The organism is Primorskyibacter sp. S87, from assembly GCF_049801055.1.
In the GTDB taxonomy this organism is placed as follows: Bacteria; Pseudomonadota; Alphaproteobacteria; order Rhodobacterales; family Rhodobacteraceae; genus JBNAGF01.
Genome location: NZ_JBNAGF010000002.1, coordinates 222448 through 241384 on the forward strand (window position 1 = coordinate 222448; position 18937 = coordinate 241384).

General features: G+C 60.6%; 17 protein-coding genes. 14 read left to right on the plus strand and 3 right to left on the minus strand.

Annotated features, from left to right (window positions below):
• Positions 1-76: 76 nt before the first annotated feature.
• The 3 genes from ACP15U_RS04530 to ACP15U_RS04540 are packed head-to-tail and all read right to left on the minus strand — an operon-like array spanning position 77 to position 1813.
• Positions 77-739: a DNA-3-methyladenine glycosylase I gene (locus tag ACP15U_RS04530; protein ID WP_425043949.1), complete on the minus strand. Its 663-nt coding sequence runs from the start codon at positions 737-739 to the stop codon at positions 77-79.
• A 42-nt stretch (positions 740-781) separates the two neighbouring features.
• Positions 782-1186, minus strand: coding sequence for a PaaI family thioesterase (locus ACP15U_RS04535; RefSeq protein ID WP_425043950.1), 405 nt, complete (start codon positions 1184-1186; stop codon positions 782-784).
• Positions 1187-1210: 24 nt separating this feature from the next.
• Positions 1211-1813 carry a hypothetical protein gene (locus ACP15U_RS04540; protein ID WP_425043951.1) on the minus strand — a complete coding sequence of 201 codons (603 nt, stop codon included), beginning with the start codon at positions 1811-1813 and terminating at the stop codon, positions 1211-1213.
• Positions 1814-2043: 230 nt separating this feature from the next.
• Here ACP15U_RS04540 and ACP15U_RS04545 point away from each other — a divergent pair, with 230 nt between their 5' ends.
• The 14 genes from ACP15U_RS04545 (at position 2044) to ACP15U_RS04610 (ending at position 18937) form a co-directional block, all read left to right on the plus strand.
• Positions 2044-2994: an ABC transporter substrate-binding protein gene (locus tag ACP15U_RS04545; RefSeq protein WP_425043952.1), complete on the plus strand. Its 951-nt coding sequence runs from the start codon at positions 2044-2046 to the stop codon at positions 2992-2994.
• 10 nt (positions 2995-3004) lie between these two features.
• On the plus strand, positions 3005-4057 hold the full coding sequence (locus ACP15U_RS04550) for a quaternary amine ABC transporter ATP-binding protein (protein ID WP_425043953.1): 1053 nt from the start codon (positions 3005-3007) through the stop codon (positions 4055-4057).
• On the plus strand, positions 4054-6129 hold the full coding sequence (locus ACP15U_RS04555; RefSeq protein WP_425043954.1) for an ABC transporter permease: 2076 nt from the start codon (positions 4054-4056) through the stop codon (positions 6127-6129). Before ACP15U_RS04550 ends, ACP15U_RS04555 begins: the two co-directional genes overlap by 4 nt.
• A gap of 155 nt (positions 6130-6284) precedes the next feature.
• Positions 6285-6950 (plus strand): NnrU family protein, encoded by a 666-nt coding sequence (locus ACP15U_RS04560; RefSeq protein ID WP_425043955.1) that lies wholly within the window; start codon positions 6285-6287, stop codon positions 6948-6950.
• Between the two features lie 135 nt (positions 6951-7085).
• Positions 7086-7607 carry a DUF2478 domain-containing protein gene (locus ACP15U_RS04565; RefSeq protein WP_425043956.1) on the plus strand — a complete coding sequence of 174 codons (522 nt, stop codon included), beginning with the start codon at positions 7086-7088 and terminating at the stop codon, positions 7605-7607.
• A gap of 6 nt (positions 7608-7613) precedes the next feature.
• The gene (locus ACP15U_RS04570; protein ID WP_425043957.1) at positions 7614-7898 is read left to right on the plus strand and encodes a DUF3572 domain-containing protein; all 285 of its coding nucleotides are present in this window, start codon (positions 7614-7616) and stop codon (positions 7896-7898) included.
• Positions 7899-7936: 38 nt separating this feature from the next.
• Complete coding sequence (locus ACP15U_RS04575) at positions 7937-8626, plus strand: HAD family hydrolase (RefSeq protein WP_425043958.1); 690 nt, start codon at positions 7937-7939, stop codon at positions 8624-8626.
• Positions 8627-8839: 213 nt separating this feature from the next.
• Complete coding sequence (locus ACP15U_RS04580) at positions 8840-10399, plus strand: trimethylamine methyltransferase family protein (protein WP_425043959.1); 1560 nt, start codon at positions 8840-8842, stop codon at positions 10397-10399.
• A 97-nt stretch (positions 10400-10496) separates the two neighbouring features.
• The gene (locus ACP15U_RS04585) at positions 10497-11081 is read left to right on the plus strand and encodes a heme NO-binding domain-containing protein (protein ID WP_425043960.1); all 585 of its coding nucleotides are present in this window, start codon (positions 10497-10499) and stop codon (positions 11079-11081) included.
• Complete coding sequence (locus ACP15U_RS04590; RefSeq protein ID WP_425044278.1) at positions 11081-12115, plus strand: diguanylate cyclase domain-containing protein; 1035 nt, start codon at positions 11081-11083, stop codon at positions 12113-12115. Before ACP15U_RS04585 ends, ACP15U_RS04590 begins: the two co-directional genes overlap by 1 nt.
• Positions 12116-12604: 489 nt before the next feature.
• Positions 12605-13294 (plus strand): hypothetical protein, encoded by a 690-nt coding sequence (locus tag ACP15U_RS04595; protein WP_425043961.1) that lies wholly within the window; start codon positions 12605-12607, stop codon positions 13292-13294.
• A gap of 3 nt (positions 13295-13297) precedes the next feature.
• Positions 13298-14983, plus strand: coding sequence for a trypsin-like peptidase domain-containing protein (locus tag ACP15U_RS04600; RefSeq protein ID WP_425043962.1), 1686 nt, complete (start codon positions 13298-13300; stop codon positions 14981-14983).
• A gap of 3 nt (positions 14984-14986) precedes the next feature.
• A complete protein-coding gene (locus ACP15U_RS04605) occupies positions 14987-15868 on the plus strand; it encodes a hypothetical protein (protein ID WP_425043963.1) in 882 nt (293 codons plus the stop codon).
• A 6-nt stretch (positions 15869-15874) separates the two neighbouring features.
• Positions 15875-18937: a virulence factor SrfB gene (locus tag ACP15U_RS04610; RefSeq protein WP_425043964.1), complete on the plus strand. Its 3063-nt coding sequence runs from the start codon at positions 15875-15877 to the stop codon at positions 18935-18937.

Below are 18937 nucleotides of genomic sequence, written 5' to 3' on the forward strand. Positions count from 1 at the left end.
AGCTTACCAGCCCGATGCGGGCGGTGACAGGGGATTGGCGCAAAACAGTTCGTGGCGCCAAAGCCGTCTGACCGTATCAAACGCTCATCGCCAGCACACGGCTGATCTCGGTCAGCGAGCGGCCGGATTGCCCGGCCCAGTCGTTGAAGGCGGCCTGCACCGCCCGCATCGCCGTTTTTGATCCGGCGGGTTTGTCTATCACCCCTTCGGCAATCAGACGCGCCGTTACATCCCGAGACAGGATGAAACTGTCGCGACCGGCAAAGCGCATCGCATATTGGCCAGTTGTGCCACCAAGCCGGGAGCCGCGGGATTTCAACAGATCAAGCAGGCCGATATAATCTTCAGACGGCCAGCCGCCCAGCACCTTGCCGGCGCCGCCCTGTTCGCGCAGTTCGATCAGAAAGGCTGCGTTGTCCCGGACCGTCGCGATCTTGGCGCCATTGCGCACGATGCGCGTGTCCCGCAACAGGGCATCGAACTTGTCGTCATCCATAAAGGCGCAGGGGCCGGGATCGAACCCATCAAACGCGTCTTCAAACCCCTCCCATTTGGTGTCGATCACTTTCCAGCTGAACCCGGCTTGAAAAATGCATTTTGTCAGGATCGACAACCACCGGTCTTCGGGCAAAGCCGCAAGTTCATCAGAAGAGGCAGGGCGGGACAGCTTGGCCTCCAGTGCATCAGGCCCACCGTGGCGGTCGGCAGCGATGGCAAAGATCTCCTGAAAACTGCGCATCGGGTTTCTCCTGCTGGTTGCCAGCCGAACCTTCGAAACCGTTCACGGCGCGTAAAAGGTTGCTGTTGCTGTGGCGACAAGTTTACCGCTGCTTTCTTCTTTCAATGCGGCGCGGGCAAAGACAAGCGATCGACCCGCACGAACCACCTCGGCCTCGCACAGAATTGCGGTGCCGATCCCGGGGCGCAGGAACTGGGTGTGCAGATCGGTGGTGGCAAACGGTTTAGCCTCGCCTGTATAGGCAATGGCGGCCAGAACCATAGAGGTGTCGGCCAGCGCTGCCAGTGCTTGCCCCGAAACAATGCCACCGACCCGGGCGAGATGCTCGGCAAGCGGCATTCGCACCACCGCATGTGTCCGGTCGATTTCCGTGACCGTCAGGTCGAGCGACAGCACCCACTGGGCAAAATTCTCGTTCAGAAAATCCTGCGCGGCGTCCGGGGTCATGTCAGCAGCACTCCGGGTTCCATGTCAGTCGGCAAAGGGGTCCGAACTGCTCGACGATGCGAAAGGATCGCTCTGCGAGGCCAGGGCCGCCATGTAGGATTTCTGGCAGTTGATCACCTCGTCAAAAGCACGTCGGGAGCCGCGCAGAGTGTATTTGCCAAGAACATTGTCGTTAAAGCTCCAGCGCATCGAGGTTTCACGTTGGAATTCATCGACGAAAAGGCTGGCCTCGTCCGATCCGGCGTCAATCATGATGTTGAGGCCGGGATGATCGTCGATCACGATTCCATCCATTTCCAGCGACCACGGTGTTTCGTCACCGAACTTGACCTCGATGTCGTATTCCTTGCCGCCCTCGATCGAGGCCCAGCGTTGGTCGAGCAGAGTCACGTCGAGAACGAGCTCGTTGTCGGTATTGTCGAAACCGAGGAAAAAGGCAGTGTCTTCTTCGAACAGCGCAAACGCCTGACATCCTTCGGAGCCAGGATAGAACGAGATGTCCCAGCCTCCAACCGTCTTCCAGTCAATGGTTTCTGCTAGCGCCACGGGGGCCAGCATTGCTCCTGCAATGATCGCCCCTGCCACGGTTCTGAACGCCGTGGTGACTGTTGAATTCCGATTGAGCAATCTGCCCTCCCTTGGTTCTTTTGGGTCGCAGTCTAGGCAGGAAAATCGATAGTGCCAAGCCACCGGACGTGGCGGGAAGTGAGAAAATTCAGAGATTGCTTGCAATGGCTCGACAAGCGGGCGTTTTGCAGGCACGTTGACTCATCAGTCAATAACCCGCCGGCGTTCGTTCCGGCGCAACACGGCCGGTCTTTCATCAGGGTCGGCGCAATAATCAGGGAGAAACCGACATGAAGAACATCAGCCTTGCACTGGCCCTTGCCACGGCAGCCGGCGCCGCGCAGGCCGCCGACATGGGCGCGGTGGACGAGCCGATCAAGCTGGCGATCAATGAGTGGACCGGCCAGCATGTCACGACCCATGTTGCTGGCGAGATGCTCAAGGCGGCGGGCTACAAGGTGGAATATGTCACCGCTGGCATGCTGAACCAGTTTCAGGCCATTGCCGATGGCGACATTCACGCCACGCTGGAGATCTGGTCGTCGAACGTATCGGACGAGTATGCCAAGAAGGTTTCCGAGGGCACAGTTGTCGAACTGGGTGATCTGGGACTCGATGCCAAGGAAGGCATTGCCTATCCCGCTCATGTCGCCGATCTCTGCCCCGGCCTGCCGGCATGGGAAGCTCTAAAGGAATGTGCACAGACCTTTGCCACTGCCGAAACCATTCCAAACGGCCGACTTGTTGATTATCCGGCCGACTGGGGAACACCCGGCGCGGATCGCATGACCGGGCTTGAACTGCCTTTCAAAGCCGTGCCCGCCGGATCCGAAGGCGCGCTGATCACCGAACTGCGCGCCGCGACCGAGAAGAAGTCGCCTCTGCTGATTACTTTTTGGCAGCCTCATTGGGCGATGTCTGCCTATGACGTGAAATTCGTTGACCTGCCGCCGGGCGAGGAGGCGTGCTTTACTGATGCCTCATGGGGACCGAACCCCAACGCTGTCAACGACTGCGATTTCTCACCTTCGCGCATCTTCAAGGCTGGCTGGAACGGGCTGGCGGACAAGTGGCCGGCGGCTTACGAAATCCTCAGCAACTACGAGCTTGCAGTAGAAGCCCAGCAACCGATGATGGGCGCGATTGATGTTGACGGTGGTTCGGTCGAGGAGGTTGTTGCAGCGTGGATGAGCGACAACGAAGCGGCATGGCGCCCGGTCGTCGACGCGGCCACCAAGTGAGACCCAACTGGTGAGCGAGACCAAGTCTCCCGCCATTGCCTGCCAGAATGTCTGGCAGGTCTTTGGCGAAGGAGCTGAAAAGGCCCTGACCGACGCGATAGCTCGGTCAGGGAACGATCCCGATGCGGCCGCCAGACATCTGCGCGAGTCTGGCCTGATCCCGGCGGTGCAGGATGCCTGCTTTGAGGTAAAGGAAGGTGAGCTCTTTGTGATCATGGGCTTGTCTGGCTCGGGAAAATCGACTCTCGTTCGCTGCATCTCGCGGCTGCTTCAGGCCACCGGAGGCGAGATCCGGATCCATGATGAGAACATCGTCACCGCCTCGAAACAGCGTCTGATCGAACTGCGCCGCGAAAAACTGGGCATGGTGTTCCAGCATTTCGGGTTGTTTCCGCACATGACGGTGCTCGACAATGTGGCCTATCCCCTGAGAGTGCAGGGGATATCTGGCAAAAAACGCCGCAAGAAGGCGATGGAAGTCGTTGAACTGGTTGGGCTTTCAGGTCGCGAGCATCACTATCCGCGCGAGTTGTCGGGTGGCCAGCGGCAACGTGTCGGCATTGCCCGGTCTCTGGTTGGTGATTGCGAAGTCTGGTTTCTCGATGAACCATTTTCAGCGCTGGACCCGCTGATCCGCCGGCAATTGCAGGACGAGTTTCTGCAGATCCAGCAAACGCTGAAGACGACCATTGTTTTTATCACTCACGACATCAACGAAGCCCTCAAGTTGGCCGATCGCATTGCCATCATGCGCGATGGCAAAATCGTTCAGATCGGGACGCCGACCGAGATCGTGCTCAACCCGGTCGATGATTATGTGCGTGAGTTTTCCAAGGACGTGGTCAAGGGGCGGCACGCCAAAGTGGGCTCGGTCATGTCGCCCGGAACCGAGGGGGCGGGGCCGGATGACCCGGGACTGCGCACGGACATGACGCTCGACACGGCCCTGGCGCGCTGCATGGAGCTTTATCAGCCCGTCCCTGTTCACGGGGCAGGCGGAGAGATCGTGGGCACGGTCAACCCGGCAGATCTGGCCGCGGCATTGCAGGCGGAAGAAACATGAGCCACGCCTCGGCCGCGTCCTCCCGGCACACCCGGTTTCCGACTCTGACACAGGGCGCAAAGGCGGCCTTGGTCACACTGATGATCGGCGCGGTTTGCCTTGCGCTTGAACCGGTCGCGCCCTGGCTGGTCAAGTGGCCGGCCGCATGGACAGTTCCGGCAACCGATTGGGTCGGCACCGTTCTGGGTGCGCTCTTTGAAGCGTTGAAACCTGTGGCGCGGCTGTTTTCGGATCTCATGCGCTATCCGATGGAATGGGCCAACATGGCGCTGACCCTTACCCCTTGGCCGTTGATTATCGGTGCGGTGACCGCCCTGGGATGGATCCTCGGCGGGGTGCCGATGGCGGTCATGGGGCTTGCCGGGCTGAGCTTTGTGCTGGCCTCCGGGTATTGGGTGGAGAGCATGAACACGCTGGCGTTGGTTGCCGTATCGGTGCCGCTGGCCTTGATCGTCGGTATGACGCTGGGGATTGCTGCGAACGAGTTTCCGCGTATCAAGGGCGCATTGCAGGTGGTTCTGGACGTGATGCAGACGGTGCCGACATTTGCCTATCTCACCCCGCTCTTGCTCCTGTTCGGGTTCGGTCCTGTGGTCGGGCTGATTGCCTCGGCCATCTACGCGGCACCGCCAATGGCGCGTAACGTGATGCTGGGGCTGGAACGCATTGATCCCGAGATCAAGGAAGCCGCAGTCATGTCCGGCGGCACTCGGGCACAGCAACTTTTTCAGGTCGAGATCCCATCGGCCTCTACCCAGATCATGGTTGGCGTCAACCAGTGCCTCATGGCGGCGCTCAGCATGGTCATCATCGCTGCGGTCATTGGCGGTTTCAACGATATTGGCTGGGAGGTGCTGCTGACGATGCGCAAAGCCCAGTTCGGACAATCGCTGCTGGCCGGCTTTGTGATCGTGGTATTTGCCGTGGTTATCGACCGGATGAGTGGTGTTCTCGCCGCCGATCGCCGCCACCGGTATGACCCGCGTGTTGCCTGGGCAATCCTTGGGCTGGCGCTGGCTTTTACCGCTGCGTTCTGGACCCGTCTGCCGGATCCCGCGACGTTCACGCTGCTGTCACCTCTGGCCGAGGGAATTGATACTGGCCTGACCCGCTTTACGCAGGCCAACGGAGCTTGGCTGGACGGGTTCAAGAATGGCGCGATGTTCTATGTGCTATTGCCGCTTCGGATCGGCTTGGATGAAGCTGTGCTGCCCTTCACTTGGGGGTTTGCATGGACGCCGGCGATGAGCCTTTGGCTGTTTGCCGCAAGCGCAGCAATCGCAACACTGATGGTCTTGCGTAACCATATCACCGGGGCGGCGCTTTTCATGATCGCAGTCGGTGTTCTGGAAACGGGTGTCGCGAACCTTCCTTGGCCTTTTGTGCTGACCGCGGTTGCGGCGCTGGGTTCCGTGGCGGGCGGCCGCCGTCTTGCGATCCTGTCCGTCGGATTGCTGCTGACCATCCTGGTTTCGGGGCTTTGGGAACGCGCGCTCTTGTCCATTTATCTCAGTGGCGCTGCGGTGTTTGCCTGTGCGGTTGTGGGCGGAGCGATTGGCTTGCTGTCGGCCGTCAGCCCCTTGGTCTGGAAGATCGTGCGGCCAATCTGTGACATGCTCCAGACGATCCCGCTGTTTGTATTCCTGATCCCGATGCTGATGTTCTTCCAGATCGGAGAGTTTTCAGCGTTTCTGGCGATCTGCGCCTATGCCATCGTCCCAATGATCCGGTACACCCGCCACGGCCTTGTGACCACGCCGCCGGAAATGCTGGAAGGGGCTGTCGCCAGCGGCGCGACCGAATGGCAGACCCTGCGCGATGTGCGCGCACCTTATGCCGCCCCAACGATCCTATTGGGGCTCAATCAGACCATTCTCTATGCATTTGCGATGCTGGTGATCGCGGCACTGATCGGCACGACCGGGCTGGGCCAGTCGATCTATCTGGCATTGGGGCAGGCGGATGTAGGGCTTGGCATCTCGGCAGGCGCGGCCATGGCGATCCTCGCATTCATTGCGGACCGTCTGGTGCAGGGTTTCGCCGAAGATCGCCGCGCGGCGCTTGGCCTCTGATTGATGCGCGTCAACCGGCGTGACCGGGGCCACTGGCCGCGTTTGCGTTGAGCAGTGCGCAGGTTCGGCGCGACGTTTGACTTTGCGCAAGGATCGCAGCAAAGACCGGAGCTAGTCATCCACAAAGACCAGAGACAGGCGGACTGGAGGCCGGAATGGGCGGTTGGGGAGAATTTATCTTGGCCTTGGTGGTCTTTCTGATCAGCCATGCCATCCCGGTGCGGCCCCCGGTCAGACCGTGGCTGATCGCGCGACTTGGGCGCACGGGCTACTTCGTCTGCTATTCGCTGGCGTCGCTTGCGATTCTGTTGTGGCTGATCGTGGCTGCTGCGCGGGCCCCGTATATCGAGGTTATTCCGCCGCTCGAAATTTTGCGCTGGCTACCCAATCTCGCTATGCCGGTTGTTTGCCTTCTGGCCGTCGCAGGTATGGCGATCCGGAACCCGCTGTCCTTTGGTGGAATGGGGCGACGTGAGTTTGACCCGGATGCACCCGGAATTTTGGCGGCCAGCCGTCACCCGCTGTTGCTGGCATTATGCCTTTGGGCCGGGTCGCATCTGTTGGCGAACGGCAGTCTTGCGCATGTGATCCTGTTCGGGCTGTTTGCGGTGTTTGCCGTGGTGGGGATGAGCTTGATCGACCGGCGCAAGAAACGTGAACTTGGCTCCGATTGGTCTCGATTGGCGCAAAACACCGCGCGGCTGTCGCTGCGCTTGCCATCGCCGCCGCTTCCGTTGTGGGTTTGGGCTACAGCTTTGCTGCTTTGGCTGGCCCTACTCCTGTTGCATGGCCCGATCATTGGGATGTCCCCTTTGCCGTAACCGAGGCAATTAGGCCGGGCCCAATGGGTGCATCGGTATCCGTCCGCGACCATTGTTGGTATGGCCGACGGTTCACGGCCATGCTACATGCATCAACCGGCACCGGACGTTTCGCAAGGAAAAGGAAGCAAGACCATGCATCTGGCCTATGTCATTACCACAGGGCGCGGTGAAACCGACCGGCTGCTCAGCACTTTTGCCGAGCGCCTGCTCCAGCAGGGGGGTGATCTTGCCGGGGTTGTCCAGACCAACACCGAATGTGCCGATGACTCCAAATGCGACATGGATCTGAAAGTCCTGCCCGACGGCCCGGTGATCCGTATTTCGCAGTCACTGGGGGCTGGGGCGCGCGGCTGCCGGCTGGATCCTTCGGCGCTGGAAGAAGCGGTTGCGCGGGTTGGCGAAGCGCTCGACACGCAACCGCGTCTGCTGATCATCAACAAGTTCGGAAAACACGAAGCGGACGGTCGCGGTTTCCGGCCGCTGATCGCAGAGGCGATGATGCGTGAAATCCCGGTCATAGTTGGCGTCAACGGGCTCAATGAACAGAAGTTTCTGGACTTCACAGGAGGGGATGCCGAACGCGTGACCCCGGATCTGGACACGTTGGACGCGTGGATTGAAAAGGCCGCGCCGACGGCCGGCGCTTCGGCCTGATCCAGAATGAAGTACTCGGAGTCCGACGCTGAAACCCTTTCTCTCAGGGCGCTGACATGGCTTGTCGGCAACGAAGACCTGCTGCCGGTGTTTCTGGGCGCATCCGGCGCGACCGAAGCTGACCTGCGCGCGCGTGCCGGGGACCGGGACTTTCTGCTGTCGGTGCTCGACTTTCTGATGATGGACGACGCGTGGATAATTGGTTTCTGTGACGCTCAGAATGTGCCATACGAGCATCCCAACCTTGCACGGGCCGCGCTAGCCGGACCAGCGGGAATGCACTGGACCTGACGCCCTTTCCAAGGGTTCCTTACAACACGGAGGCTGTGATGCAGATCGAGGCGTTTCTGTTCGACAAGGATGGCACCCTGTTCGATTTCGGGGCCACTTGGGAGGTCTTTGCCGAAGCCTTCCTGTTGCGTGTTTGCGGGCAGGATGCGACCAGGGCCCAAGCACTAGGTCTTGAAATTGGTTTTGATTTTGCCGCTCGGCGCTTTTTTCCCAACAGTATCGTAATTGCGGGTACCCCGTCCGAGATTGCCGCCGCCCTGCATCCGCACCTCCCCGGGCACACTCACGTCGGGCTGATCGACATGCTCAACGAGGAAGCTGCGATTGCGCCACAGGCCGAGGCAGTGCCGCTGGCGGGCTTTCTCGATGGGTTGCGTCAGCAGGGGTTCCGGCTGGGGGTCGCCACCAACGATGCCGAAGAGCCGGCCAAAGCACATCTCGACGCCGCAGGTGTGCGCGACCGGTTTGACTTCGTCGCCGGTTTCGACAGTGGGTTTGGCGCCAAACCCGGCCCGGGCCAGTTGCTGGCTTTTGCCGATCATGTTGATACCCGGCCCGAACGGGTGGCGATGGTTGGAGACAGCACCCATGACCTTTTGGCTGGCCGCGCCGCCGGTATGGTGACTGTGGGAGTGCTGACAGGTCTCGCTGCCGAAAGCGAACTTGCCCCGCATGCGGATGTCGTGTTGCCAAGTATCGGGCATATCCCCGGATGGTTGAGCAGGTAGGTCGACTGCCCGGGCGGATTGGCGTTTGTGGTCGACGGGACTGCGAAATCCGCTCCTGACGCCGTCCAAAACGTCTTTCCGGGCAAGAACGCGACAGAATGTGTCGTGTTCGGAGCGGAGTTGCCATGGTTCTCCGGTCCCTTCTAGGTCCTGAAGAGGGGCACACGCGCTTTCCGGGTTTACGCTCCAAGCGCATCACACGGAGGGGAACGGATGACCGAGATTGCATCCCGCAGACGCCGGGGAGGGGGACGGGCCGGTGCTGCCGCGCGACGGGGATCGGCGGTGATCGAACAGATGCCGTGGAATCCGCCGGTCAACCGGGATCGTCCGATCGAACCGCTGACCCCCGACGGGGTCGCTGCAATCCATGACGGAGCGATGCGTATCCTCGAAGAGATAGGAGTGCGTTTTCTGAACAAGGAGGCGCTGGGGATCCTGAAGCAGGCCGGGTGTTCGATTGATGGCGATCTGGTTCGTATGGACCGGGATTTCGTTATGGAAATGGTCGGAAAGGCACCACCCAGTTTTACCTTGACCCCTCGAAACCCGGACCGGACTTTGACGGTTGGCGAGAACTATATGCTGTTTGGCAATGTCTCGTCGCCGCCAAACTATTGGGATCTTGAAATCGGTCGCAAAGTGCCGGGCAATCGCGAGATGTGCCGCAATCTGATGAAGTTGACCCAGTATTTCAACTGTATCCATTTCGCCGGCGGCTATCCTGTCGAGCCGGTCGAAATTCATGCCAGCGTGCGACATCTCGATGTGCTCTATGACAAGCTGACGCTGTCGGACAAGGTGATGCACGCCTATTCGCTGGGCAAGGAACGGGTCGAGGATGTCATGGAGATGGTGCGCATTTCCGGCGGATGGAGCCACGACGCGTTCGAAGCCACTCCTCGGATGTACACCAACATCAATTCCACTTCGCCGCTGAAACATGATGAACCGATGATCGATGGCTGCCTTCGCCTCGCCCGGCGGGGGCAGGCAATCGTGGTCACGCCCTTCACCTTGGCCGGGGCTATGGCACCGGTCACAATGGCGGGCGCCGTGGGGCAGTCTCTGGCCGAGGCATTGTGTGCCATAGCTCTGTTTCAGTACGTGCAGCCGGGCATTCCCTGTGCCATCGGCACTTTCACGTCGAATGTGGACATGAAATCCGGGGCGCCCGCGTTTGGAACACCCGAATACATGCGCGCCACCCAGATGACTGGCCAGATGGCCCGGTACTACAACCTGCCGATGCGGTCATCAGGCGTTTGCGCAGCCAATGTGCCGGATGGGCAGGCCATGTGGGAAACCTCGAACTCGCTCTGGGCGGCGGTGCAATCCGGCAGCAACATGGTCTACCACGCCGCGGGCTGGCTCGAAGGGGGGCTGATCGCAAGCCCCGAAAAGTTCATCATGGATTGCGAGATACTGCAGCAGATCCAGAGGTACATGGACCCCGCGACATTCGCCACCACGGCTGATGACATCGCGCTGGATGCCATTGCGGAAGTCGGGCAGGAGGGGCACTTCTTCGGCATTCAGCATACGCAGGACCGCTATACCGAGGCCTTCTATCAGCCGTTTCTCAGTGATTGGCGGAACTTCGAAGCTTGGGAAGCTGCTGGTGCGGTCTGGACCCCGGAACGGGCTCATCACATCTTCAAGCACATCATTGGCAGTTTTGAGCCGCCTCCGTTGGATGAGGCGATCCGTGAGGAGCTGGCCGAGTTCGTGGCACGCCGGAAATCCGAAGGCGGTGCGCCAACCGATTTCTGACGCCTTTTGAAGGTTTGCCTTCTGACAGGTCGTGATCGTTGGTTGTTTGTTAGCATTTTCCGGTGAAGCTGCCGCAAAGCTGCTTCAGGGACCGGACATGCACGGGCTGATCAACAAAGCCATAGAATCCTTTACCTGCCACGCCTACGGGCAGGATAGCTGGATGCGTGTGGCCGAGGCGGCGCAGCTGGGTTTTGTCGAGTTTGAGGCCATGCTTCTGTATGACAGCGCCCAGACCCGCGCGGTGCTTGACGCGCTGTGCGCTGAACTGAACCGGCCTCAGGCAGAGATTCTCGAAGATCTCGGGACCTATCTGGTATCCGATCCCAAGGTTAAGTCGCTGCGCCGCCTGTTGCGGTTCGGTGGTGAAACCTATGTCGACTTTCTGCATTCTCTGGATGACCTTCCTGATCGAGCCCGCTTGGCGGTGTCCGATCTGGAACTGCCGTGGATGGAGCTGCGGGAACATACCTCCGGTACATTCAGTCTATCCTGTGGGCCGGGCATTCCCGGGTTTGGTAGCGTCATGCTGGGTATCCTGCGCGCGATGGCGGATGATTACGGGGCGCTTGCGTTTCTTGAACATCTCGGTGGGGTGAACGGCGCCGAGAGACTTTCGATTACCCTCGTTGAAAGCGCATTTGCAGAGGGACGCAGTTTTGATCTTGGGGCCCGGACATGATGCTGTGTGAACCGCAATTTGTAACGCTCATGGATCAATTCTGTCCGATGTATGTGCTGCTGGATGAAACAGGGCATATCGTTCAAGCCGGGCCGACATTGAAAAAACTGAGACCAGCGGCGCAGATGCAAGGTCAGCGCTTCATGGAAGTGTTCGAGTTGCTGCGCCCGCGCTCGGTCGCATCCATGTCCGATCTTATGACCGTTTCAGGGGCAAAGCTGCATCTGCAATTCCGGGATGTGCCCAGAACGGCGCTGAAAGGGCTGATTGTCCCGCTCGATGGGGGGGGAGCGGTGCTAAACCTGTCTTTTGGGATATCTATTCTGGATGCTGTGCGGGACTATGACCTGAACAGCGCTGACTTTGCGGCCACGGATCTGGCCATCGAGCTGTTGTATCTGGTCGAAGCCAAGTCAGCCGCAATGGAGGCGTCACGAAGCTTGAACCAGCGCCTGCAAGGGGCGATGATTGCTGCCGAGGAACAGGCCTATACCGATACCCTGACCGGCCTCAAGAACCGCAGAGCGATGGATCATGTCCTCGAGCGGTTAATCTCTGGCGGGGCCCGGTTTTCGTTGATGCATCTGGATCTCGATTATTTCAAGGCGGTCAATGACACGCTGGGTCATGCCGCCGGGGACCGTGTGTTGCAGGAAGTGGCCCACGCCATGGTCGAAATGACCCGAGACCGGGACACCGTGGTGCGCATCGGCGGGGATGAGTTCGTGCTGATCTTCGATCAGCTACAGGACAGGGACCGTCTGGACAGCATTGCGCAACGTCTGATTTCCCGGCTCGAAGAACCAATTCCGTTTGACGGTCAGCTTTGTCGAGTCTCGGCCAGTATCGGCACTGTGCTGTCAGGTGACTTGGTTTCTCCTGACGGACCTGGCCTTTTGCACGCCGCCGACATGGCACTCTATCAGGCGAAACGGGCGGGCAGGGCCTGCCACCGGTTTTACGAGCCCATACCTTCAGACACAGATATCGAATCTGTTTTGATTGTTCCGACCTCCCCAATGAACCCGGATTGATGCGGCAACGGGCGGGAGCATAGATCATGCTGATCAAGGCGAGCCACTAAATAGGTGGGGCCGCCGCGCCGTTTTCGACTTTGGTTTGTGGCCCAGATGCACGTTTTGCCATCGGCCGTCATGCGTGTTTGCACGCACCGATGCAATGTTGTCGAAACGGCAGAACTTTGCGGTCTGGCGTTTGGCTGGCGTCATTTTCGGCGCCCAAGCCGGCGCGGGGCACAAGGCCCGAGCGGGATCATCGCGGTAGCCAGTCGGTGCGGGCAGGTTATGGCCGCGCTCACAAAACTGTCCCTTGCAGGTTCCGCTACGGGCGGCATACACTCAAAGTGATTGAAAAGAGGCCATTCCTCACCTTTGCAGTCTCGCTGCTGGCCCGATTTTCGCTGCGGTGCATCTCCGGAGGGACCGTCAGCTTCGCTATCGGATTGCCAGTGTCGGGCATGGCAGTAACGGGGGAGTGGCGTCAGGGTGTCAGCATAGGGTGTCATGCGTCTGGCCATCTCGCTTCTTGCGCTACTGCTGGTTTTGGCCGTTGGCGCCTCGGCCGCTCTGCTGCTTCGTTCATGCGGCGTGCGTCTGCCCATTATCGGCACCGTGTTTTCCTTTTGTGAAACAGCAGAGGTTCTGCAGCGGCGTGCCGATCTCGCGACCGAAGATCAATTGACGCGCGATCTGACAGGCCAGGTCACCGCTCTTGAGCAGCGACTTGCGTTGCTGCAATGCGAGGCCGATCCGCCGCCGCCGCCACCTCCCCCACCGCCTCCCAAGCCAAAGACCCCAAGCGGATTGGCACCGGATGCTTTCAACGACCGGGACATCTCGAAGATGGAGGGCTGCTGGCAGCTGTCTTCGAATTATGCCGTGCGCGAGATCCGCACCGGCGAGATTACTCAGTTCAAGTACTGGCGCATCTGTTTCGACCGCAATGGAAATGGAACTCAGGTCATGCGGTCCACCAACGGAACACGCTGCGAAGGCCGGCTGACCGGGCGTCTTCCCGGAAATGGCAAGCTGACCATGAGGGAACCGGGCAATCTGAAATGCAGCAACGGGTCCGAGATTTTCCGGCGCGACATCACCTGCAGGCTGGATGCCCGGGGCAATGCCCATTGCGACACGTATCAACCTGAAACCAATGGCCGCAGCAACGCGACGTTGCGCCGGGCCAGGAGATAGGCCATGGCCGACCAATTCCTTTCCAAGATCCGCGTGGGGGCTTCTGATTTTGTCGAAGCCGGTGGTGCGCCCATTCTGGAACGATACGAAGAATTGCAGGCCTTGCTGCGCGAGCGGGCCGGGCCCGAAACAGCAGCGCTGTTTGCTGAGCCGCTGATCAGCAAGGGCAACGATGCGTCTCCGCCGACTGTGTCGTGGTATGGCGAACAGGCAGGCGATGCGCGTCCGTTGAGCAGCCTGACCGGAGCCGAACGTGACCGGATCGAGGCGTATCTCAGTGATCACCTGCGCCCGGTGCGGGCGCTGGGCGACGACACTGCGCATCGCGATCTGGCGCTGGGCGCGCTGACAACCTATGGCACGGACGACGTGATGGTCGTGGGCGATCGGCCAGTCATTGTGAACTGGGGGTTGATGCCGGATGGCAATGGCGCCGACGCGACGGCCCGCCCTGCGCACTACGCTGCGACTCTGGGGCAATACCTGCCCCTACAGGAAACAGTGTCCGCTGCGGCTGCTTCGGCGCACGCCCCCACAGAACCACCGGCCACCGCGGTGGTTCCGCCTGCTGCAACGCTCGCTGGGACACCTGACCCGCGCCGGGTCACATCTCCGCGTCGATTGCCGATGATTGCGTGGCTGCCACTGGTTCTGTTGCTGCTGATTGCCGGTGGTGTTCTCGCATGGCTCTTGATGCCGGAAACGCGCTTGTTTCATGCAGCGTCGCCTCCGGTGGTCACGGAAGAGGCGGCGCTGGCCGCGCAGCGCGAGCTCAACGACAGTCTTCGCGCTCGCAGGGCCGAGCTGGCGGCGGCGCTTGACGGCGCAGTTTGCCGCAAGGATGGGGTTTTACTTCTACCTGACGGATTGACGCCCGAGGGTCTGACGCCTCCGGCGGTCGGAACGGTTCCGCCAGAGCAGGCACAGGCAGCTCCCGACGCAATCCTTCCCAATGCGCCGGGCCGCCTGATGGTCGGGGAGCAGGGCAACCAAGGGGATCTGCTTTCGCATATCGAGGCCCGGACCGTTCTGATCCTCGCTCAGGAGCCGGGCGGGCTTGCCACAGGGTCCGGATTTGTTGTCGGGCCGGGGCTGATCGTGACCAATCAGCATGTGATCGCGGATGCGATGGACGGTGCGATCCATGTCATCGGAGCAAGTCTGGACGCGCCGAAACCTGCGCAGGTTCTCAAATCCGATGGGCCGCTGTCTGAAACCGGCAGCGATCTTGCCCTGCTGCGGATCGAAGGCGCCGATCTGCCGGCCTTTGCGCTGCATGTGCCGTCGGGATCGCTGAAACTTCATCAGGTCATCGCAGCGGGATATCCCGGTGATGTGCTGGAGTTGGATGTGGATTTTTCTGCCTTGACCAATGGCAAGGTCAGCGCGGTGCCGGATCTCACCGTGACCGATGGAATCGTGAACACCGAGCAGCAGATCGGCCCGGACACACGGGTGCTGATGCATTCGGCCCCTCTGAGCAGCGGAAATTCCGGCGGGCCGCTGGTTGATCAGTGTGGGCGTGTGGTCGGGGTGAACAGCTTTGTGCGCAAAGGTCAGCTGCAAAACCGGGGTTTTGCACTGACTGTCGCAGATCTTGTTGCCTTCCTGCAGGATACGCCCGCCGTCCCGTCGCTGGACGAAGCGGAATGTGCGCCGACCGTTCGGCGTGCGGCGGCGGGGGAGTAACAGATGTTCGAGGCCTTTCTCGTCACGACGTCCTCGGAAGGGTTGCAGCCTCTTGGATCGGCGGCGCAGCGGTCCTACGAGCTGATCTCGGGGGTTTTGCGCGAAAGGCTAGGGCCCGACCACTCGGCGCTATTCGCCGAACCGGTGGCCGCCGAGCACGGTGACCGGTTCGATTGGTACGCATCATTTCAGGGCAAGCCGTCAAAGCTTCTTGATCTGGATCCGGCCGGGCAGGAAGTGGTGCGGGGCAAGCTTGACCGTCTGACAACTGAAATCGGGGCCGAAGCGAACCGGCTAGGGCAAGGATCTGCCGAAGAGATCCGGCTGGCCGAAGCTCTGCACAATGCCTTGCAGGTGCCATCCGAGGCAATGATCTATGCCGTGGAGGACGGGCAGGGAGCGTTGCATCCTGTTCTGGTCCACTGGGCTTGGCAAGGCGGGGCGCAACAATCGGTGCGCGGAGTTCTGACCGCATCGGTTCCCAAGCCCCACGCGGACCAGATTGGATCGGGGCCGGTTTCAGCGGATCACCCGCGTGCCTTTTGGTGGTTGATCTGGCTCGGCTGGCTGCTGCTCCTTGTGATGCTGGCGACAATTCTGTGGTTGCTGGTTGCACCTTGTGCCCTGCAGCCCGGGCCGCTGCGGCATTGCCCCGGTGAACGCGCGGCATGGGAGGCTGCTTATCGCGACCACCTGGCGCTCAGCGACGAGATCTCGGCCATCAACCGTGAGATTGCGCTTCTGGATCGTGGCTGTCAGCCAGTGATACCGATCCAGCCTGCGCCGAAGAAAGAAGGCGCCCTGATCCACCGCTTTGCGGCGCTGGCTGAACCGGTTAGTCTGTCGTTACCGGGCGACACAGAACTCAAAATCGGGTCGAGGTAGGCAGGTATGCAAAGCTCTCAACAACTGGCTCCGTTGATGGAGGCGCGGGACGAGGTCACGCTGATTCCGTATTCGGGGCCGCAGATGCTCGATTTCGGGTTTCGATTGGATACGCTCGAACTGAAGAATGCCCGTTTCATTGAGCGGGTCGTCGGCGGCGATGAGACACGCGACGACTGGGCGTTGCTGCCACTGACCGGTGATCCCGAGAGGGATGAGGAAATCGAAGCCGCCGGACGCGATGACGATGATCTCTATTCGGTGCGTGCGGTTTCCGCACTGGAGCCTTTTCTGTCGAAATGGGTGCCGGTTCCGGTTTTGCGCCTGAAAACCGAACGCGGTGCCGACGGGGCCGAACGTTTCGATCCCGGTCCCACCGCATGGGCGCGGATAAGGGTCGTGGAACTGGAAACTCCGGATCCGGAGCACGGCCACACCCACAGGGTTCAGCTGGCGCTTGATACGACTCTGGTGGAAGAAGAACAGGGGTTGCAGTATCTCGCGCCCGAACGCGCCGACGCAGAAAAATCCCGCGATTTCCGCTTTGTCGCGGATCCCGCTCGAATGGATTGGTTTCTGCGCCGGCTCGAACCGGCACCCGAAGGTGATCTGCTTGATTTGCAGAAATGGGTTTCGGACTGGCTCGAAGGCCTGTTCATGTCCTTTAAGCGGGCCGAACGCCCGGGCCGCCGTATCACGGCCGACACTCTGCCGCACAAGTTCGAGCACTGGGCCCGCTATCTCGCGTTTCTTCGACTGATCGACCGCGCCGTCGAGATCCCGCGTATCAGGCTGACCAACACGGTCAGCGATCGTGACAGTCTGACGCCGGTTGACACGGAACTGGTGCTTGATGTGGGCAATTCCCGCACCTGCGGCATCCTGATCGAACGGTTCCCGGGCGAAACACGATTGGATCTGGCGCGGTCTTTCCCGCTGGAACTCCGGGATCTTTCGCGGCCCGAGCTGTATTATTCCGGGCTGTTCGACAGCCGTGTGGAGTTTTCCGAGTTTCGGATGGGCGATGAGCGGTTTGCCTCGCGCTCGGGACGCCGAAATGGGTTTCTCTGGCCAAGCTTCGTACGGACAGGGCCAGAAGCTCTGCGCCTTATTGCGGGTGAAGAAGGAACCGAAACCGCCTCGGGACTGTCGAGCCCGAAACGGTATCTCTGGGATGATACGCCATTGCAGCAGGATTGGCGGTTTCACCATCATTCCGATCCCAATTCACTGCCTAAATCCGTGCGTGCGGCGATGCGGTTTCTGAACGAAACAGGCGATGTTCTTGAGCAGGTTTCGGCAGATGAACAGGCCCGGCTGCGCCCGCGCGGCCAAAGCTCGAAAACGCCTGCGATCCGGCCGCGGTTTGCCCGCGCATCGCTGTTCGGGTTCATGCTGGCCGAGATCATTGCGCATGCTTTAGTGCAGGTGAACGCTCCGACGTCGCGTGCCAAACGCCCGCAGTCGGAACTGCCACGCAGGCTGGACCGGATCATCCTGACGCTGCCCACCGCGACCACAGCGCAGGAACAGGCGATCATACGGTCCAAGGCCAAGGGCGCTCTGGCGCTGGTCTGGTCGATGTTGGGGCTGCAGGAAGGGGCAAGCGCAATCTCCCGCCCGCCCGAGCTGATCGTGGAATGGGATGAAGCCAGTTGCACACAGCTTGTCTGGCTCTACTCCGAATTGACGCAGAAATTCGACGGCAGGATTGACCGTTTCCTGCAGTTGAAAGGAACCCCCCGGAAGCGTCTGGCAGGCGGGCAGGCCGAGCCTTCCCTGCGTCTGGCCTGTGTTGATATCGGCGGTGGCACGACTGATCTGATGATCACCACCTACTGGGGTGAGGCCGGGCGCATGCTCATCCCGAGGCAGGAATTCCGCGAGGGATTTCGTGTCGCAGGTGACGAATTGCTTCAACGGGTAATTGCCGCGGTGATCCTGCCCGAGTTGCAGACCGCCATAGAACAGGCCGGTGGCCGCTTTGTCGGCGAAAAGATCCGCGAGCTGTTCACCGGCGATATCGGCGGGCTTGACCAGCAATCCGTGCAAAAGCGCCGGCAATTTGCATTGCGGGTTCTCATGCCGCTGGCCGTCGCAATACTGGAATCTTGCGAAAGCGCCCGAAAAGACAGCCAGTTGGGCCTCCATATTGGCGACGTTCTGACCTTCGAAGGTGAGGGCAGGCGGGTTCCCGCAGCGCTTACCGCGTTCATTGAAGACGCCGCGCGTGATCTTGGCGCCGAATTTGCCCTACGGGACCTGTCGCTTAGCTTCACCCGCGAGGAGGTGGATGCCATCGCCCGCGAGGTTTTCCAGAAGGCGCTGTCGAACATGGCCGAGGTCATGGGGCACCTTGGGGTCGATGTTGTTTTGTTGACGGGCCGTCCGTCGCGGCTTCCTGCGGTTCGTTCCATTCTCGAAGAAATCCTCGTTGTGCCGCCACACCGCCTGATCTCGATGCACCACTACAAGACGGGTCGCTGGTATCCGTTCCGCGATCCCGTGACCCAACGCATCGGTGATCCAAAATCGACTGTTGCGGTCGGTGGCATGCTGATCGCGCTGTCCGAAGCGCGCATTCCCAATTTCAAGGTCCAGACAAACGCCTTCCGTATGCAGTCGACGGCGCGATTCATTGGCGAGATGGACAGCTCGGGACAGATCATGGCCGACCGGGTTCTGTTCTCGGACGTCGATCTCGACGGCCCCGCGCAGGGGCTCGAAGCCAGTCTGGCGATGTATACTCCGGTTTATCTGGGGGCGCGGCAGTTGCCGCTGGAGCGCTGGACGACAACGCCGATGTACCGGCTCGATTTTGCCACCCAGTCGGCGCAGGCGCGGGCGCCTCTCAGGGTCACGTTTGAGCGCACCGAATTCGATGGTGATCCGGACGTGGAAACTTCGGAAAGCGTGCTCAGGCGCGAGGCCATGCGCGAGGCTTTCTCGGTGACCGAGGTTGAAGATTCCGAAGCCACCGCGATGAAGCGCGGCGAGGTGCTGCTTCGGTTGCACACGCTGGGTTTCGAAGATGAGTATTGGATCGACACGGGCCTGTTCCGGCTCTGA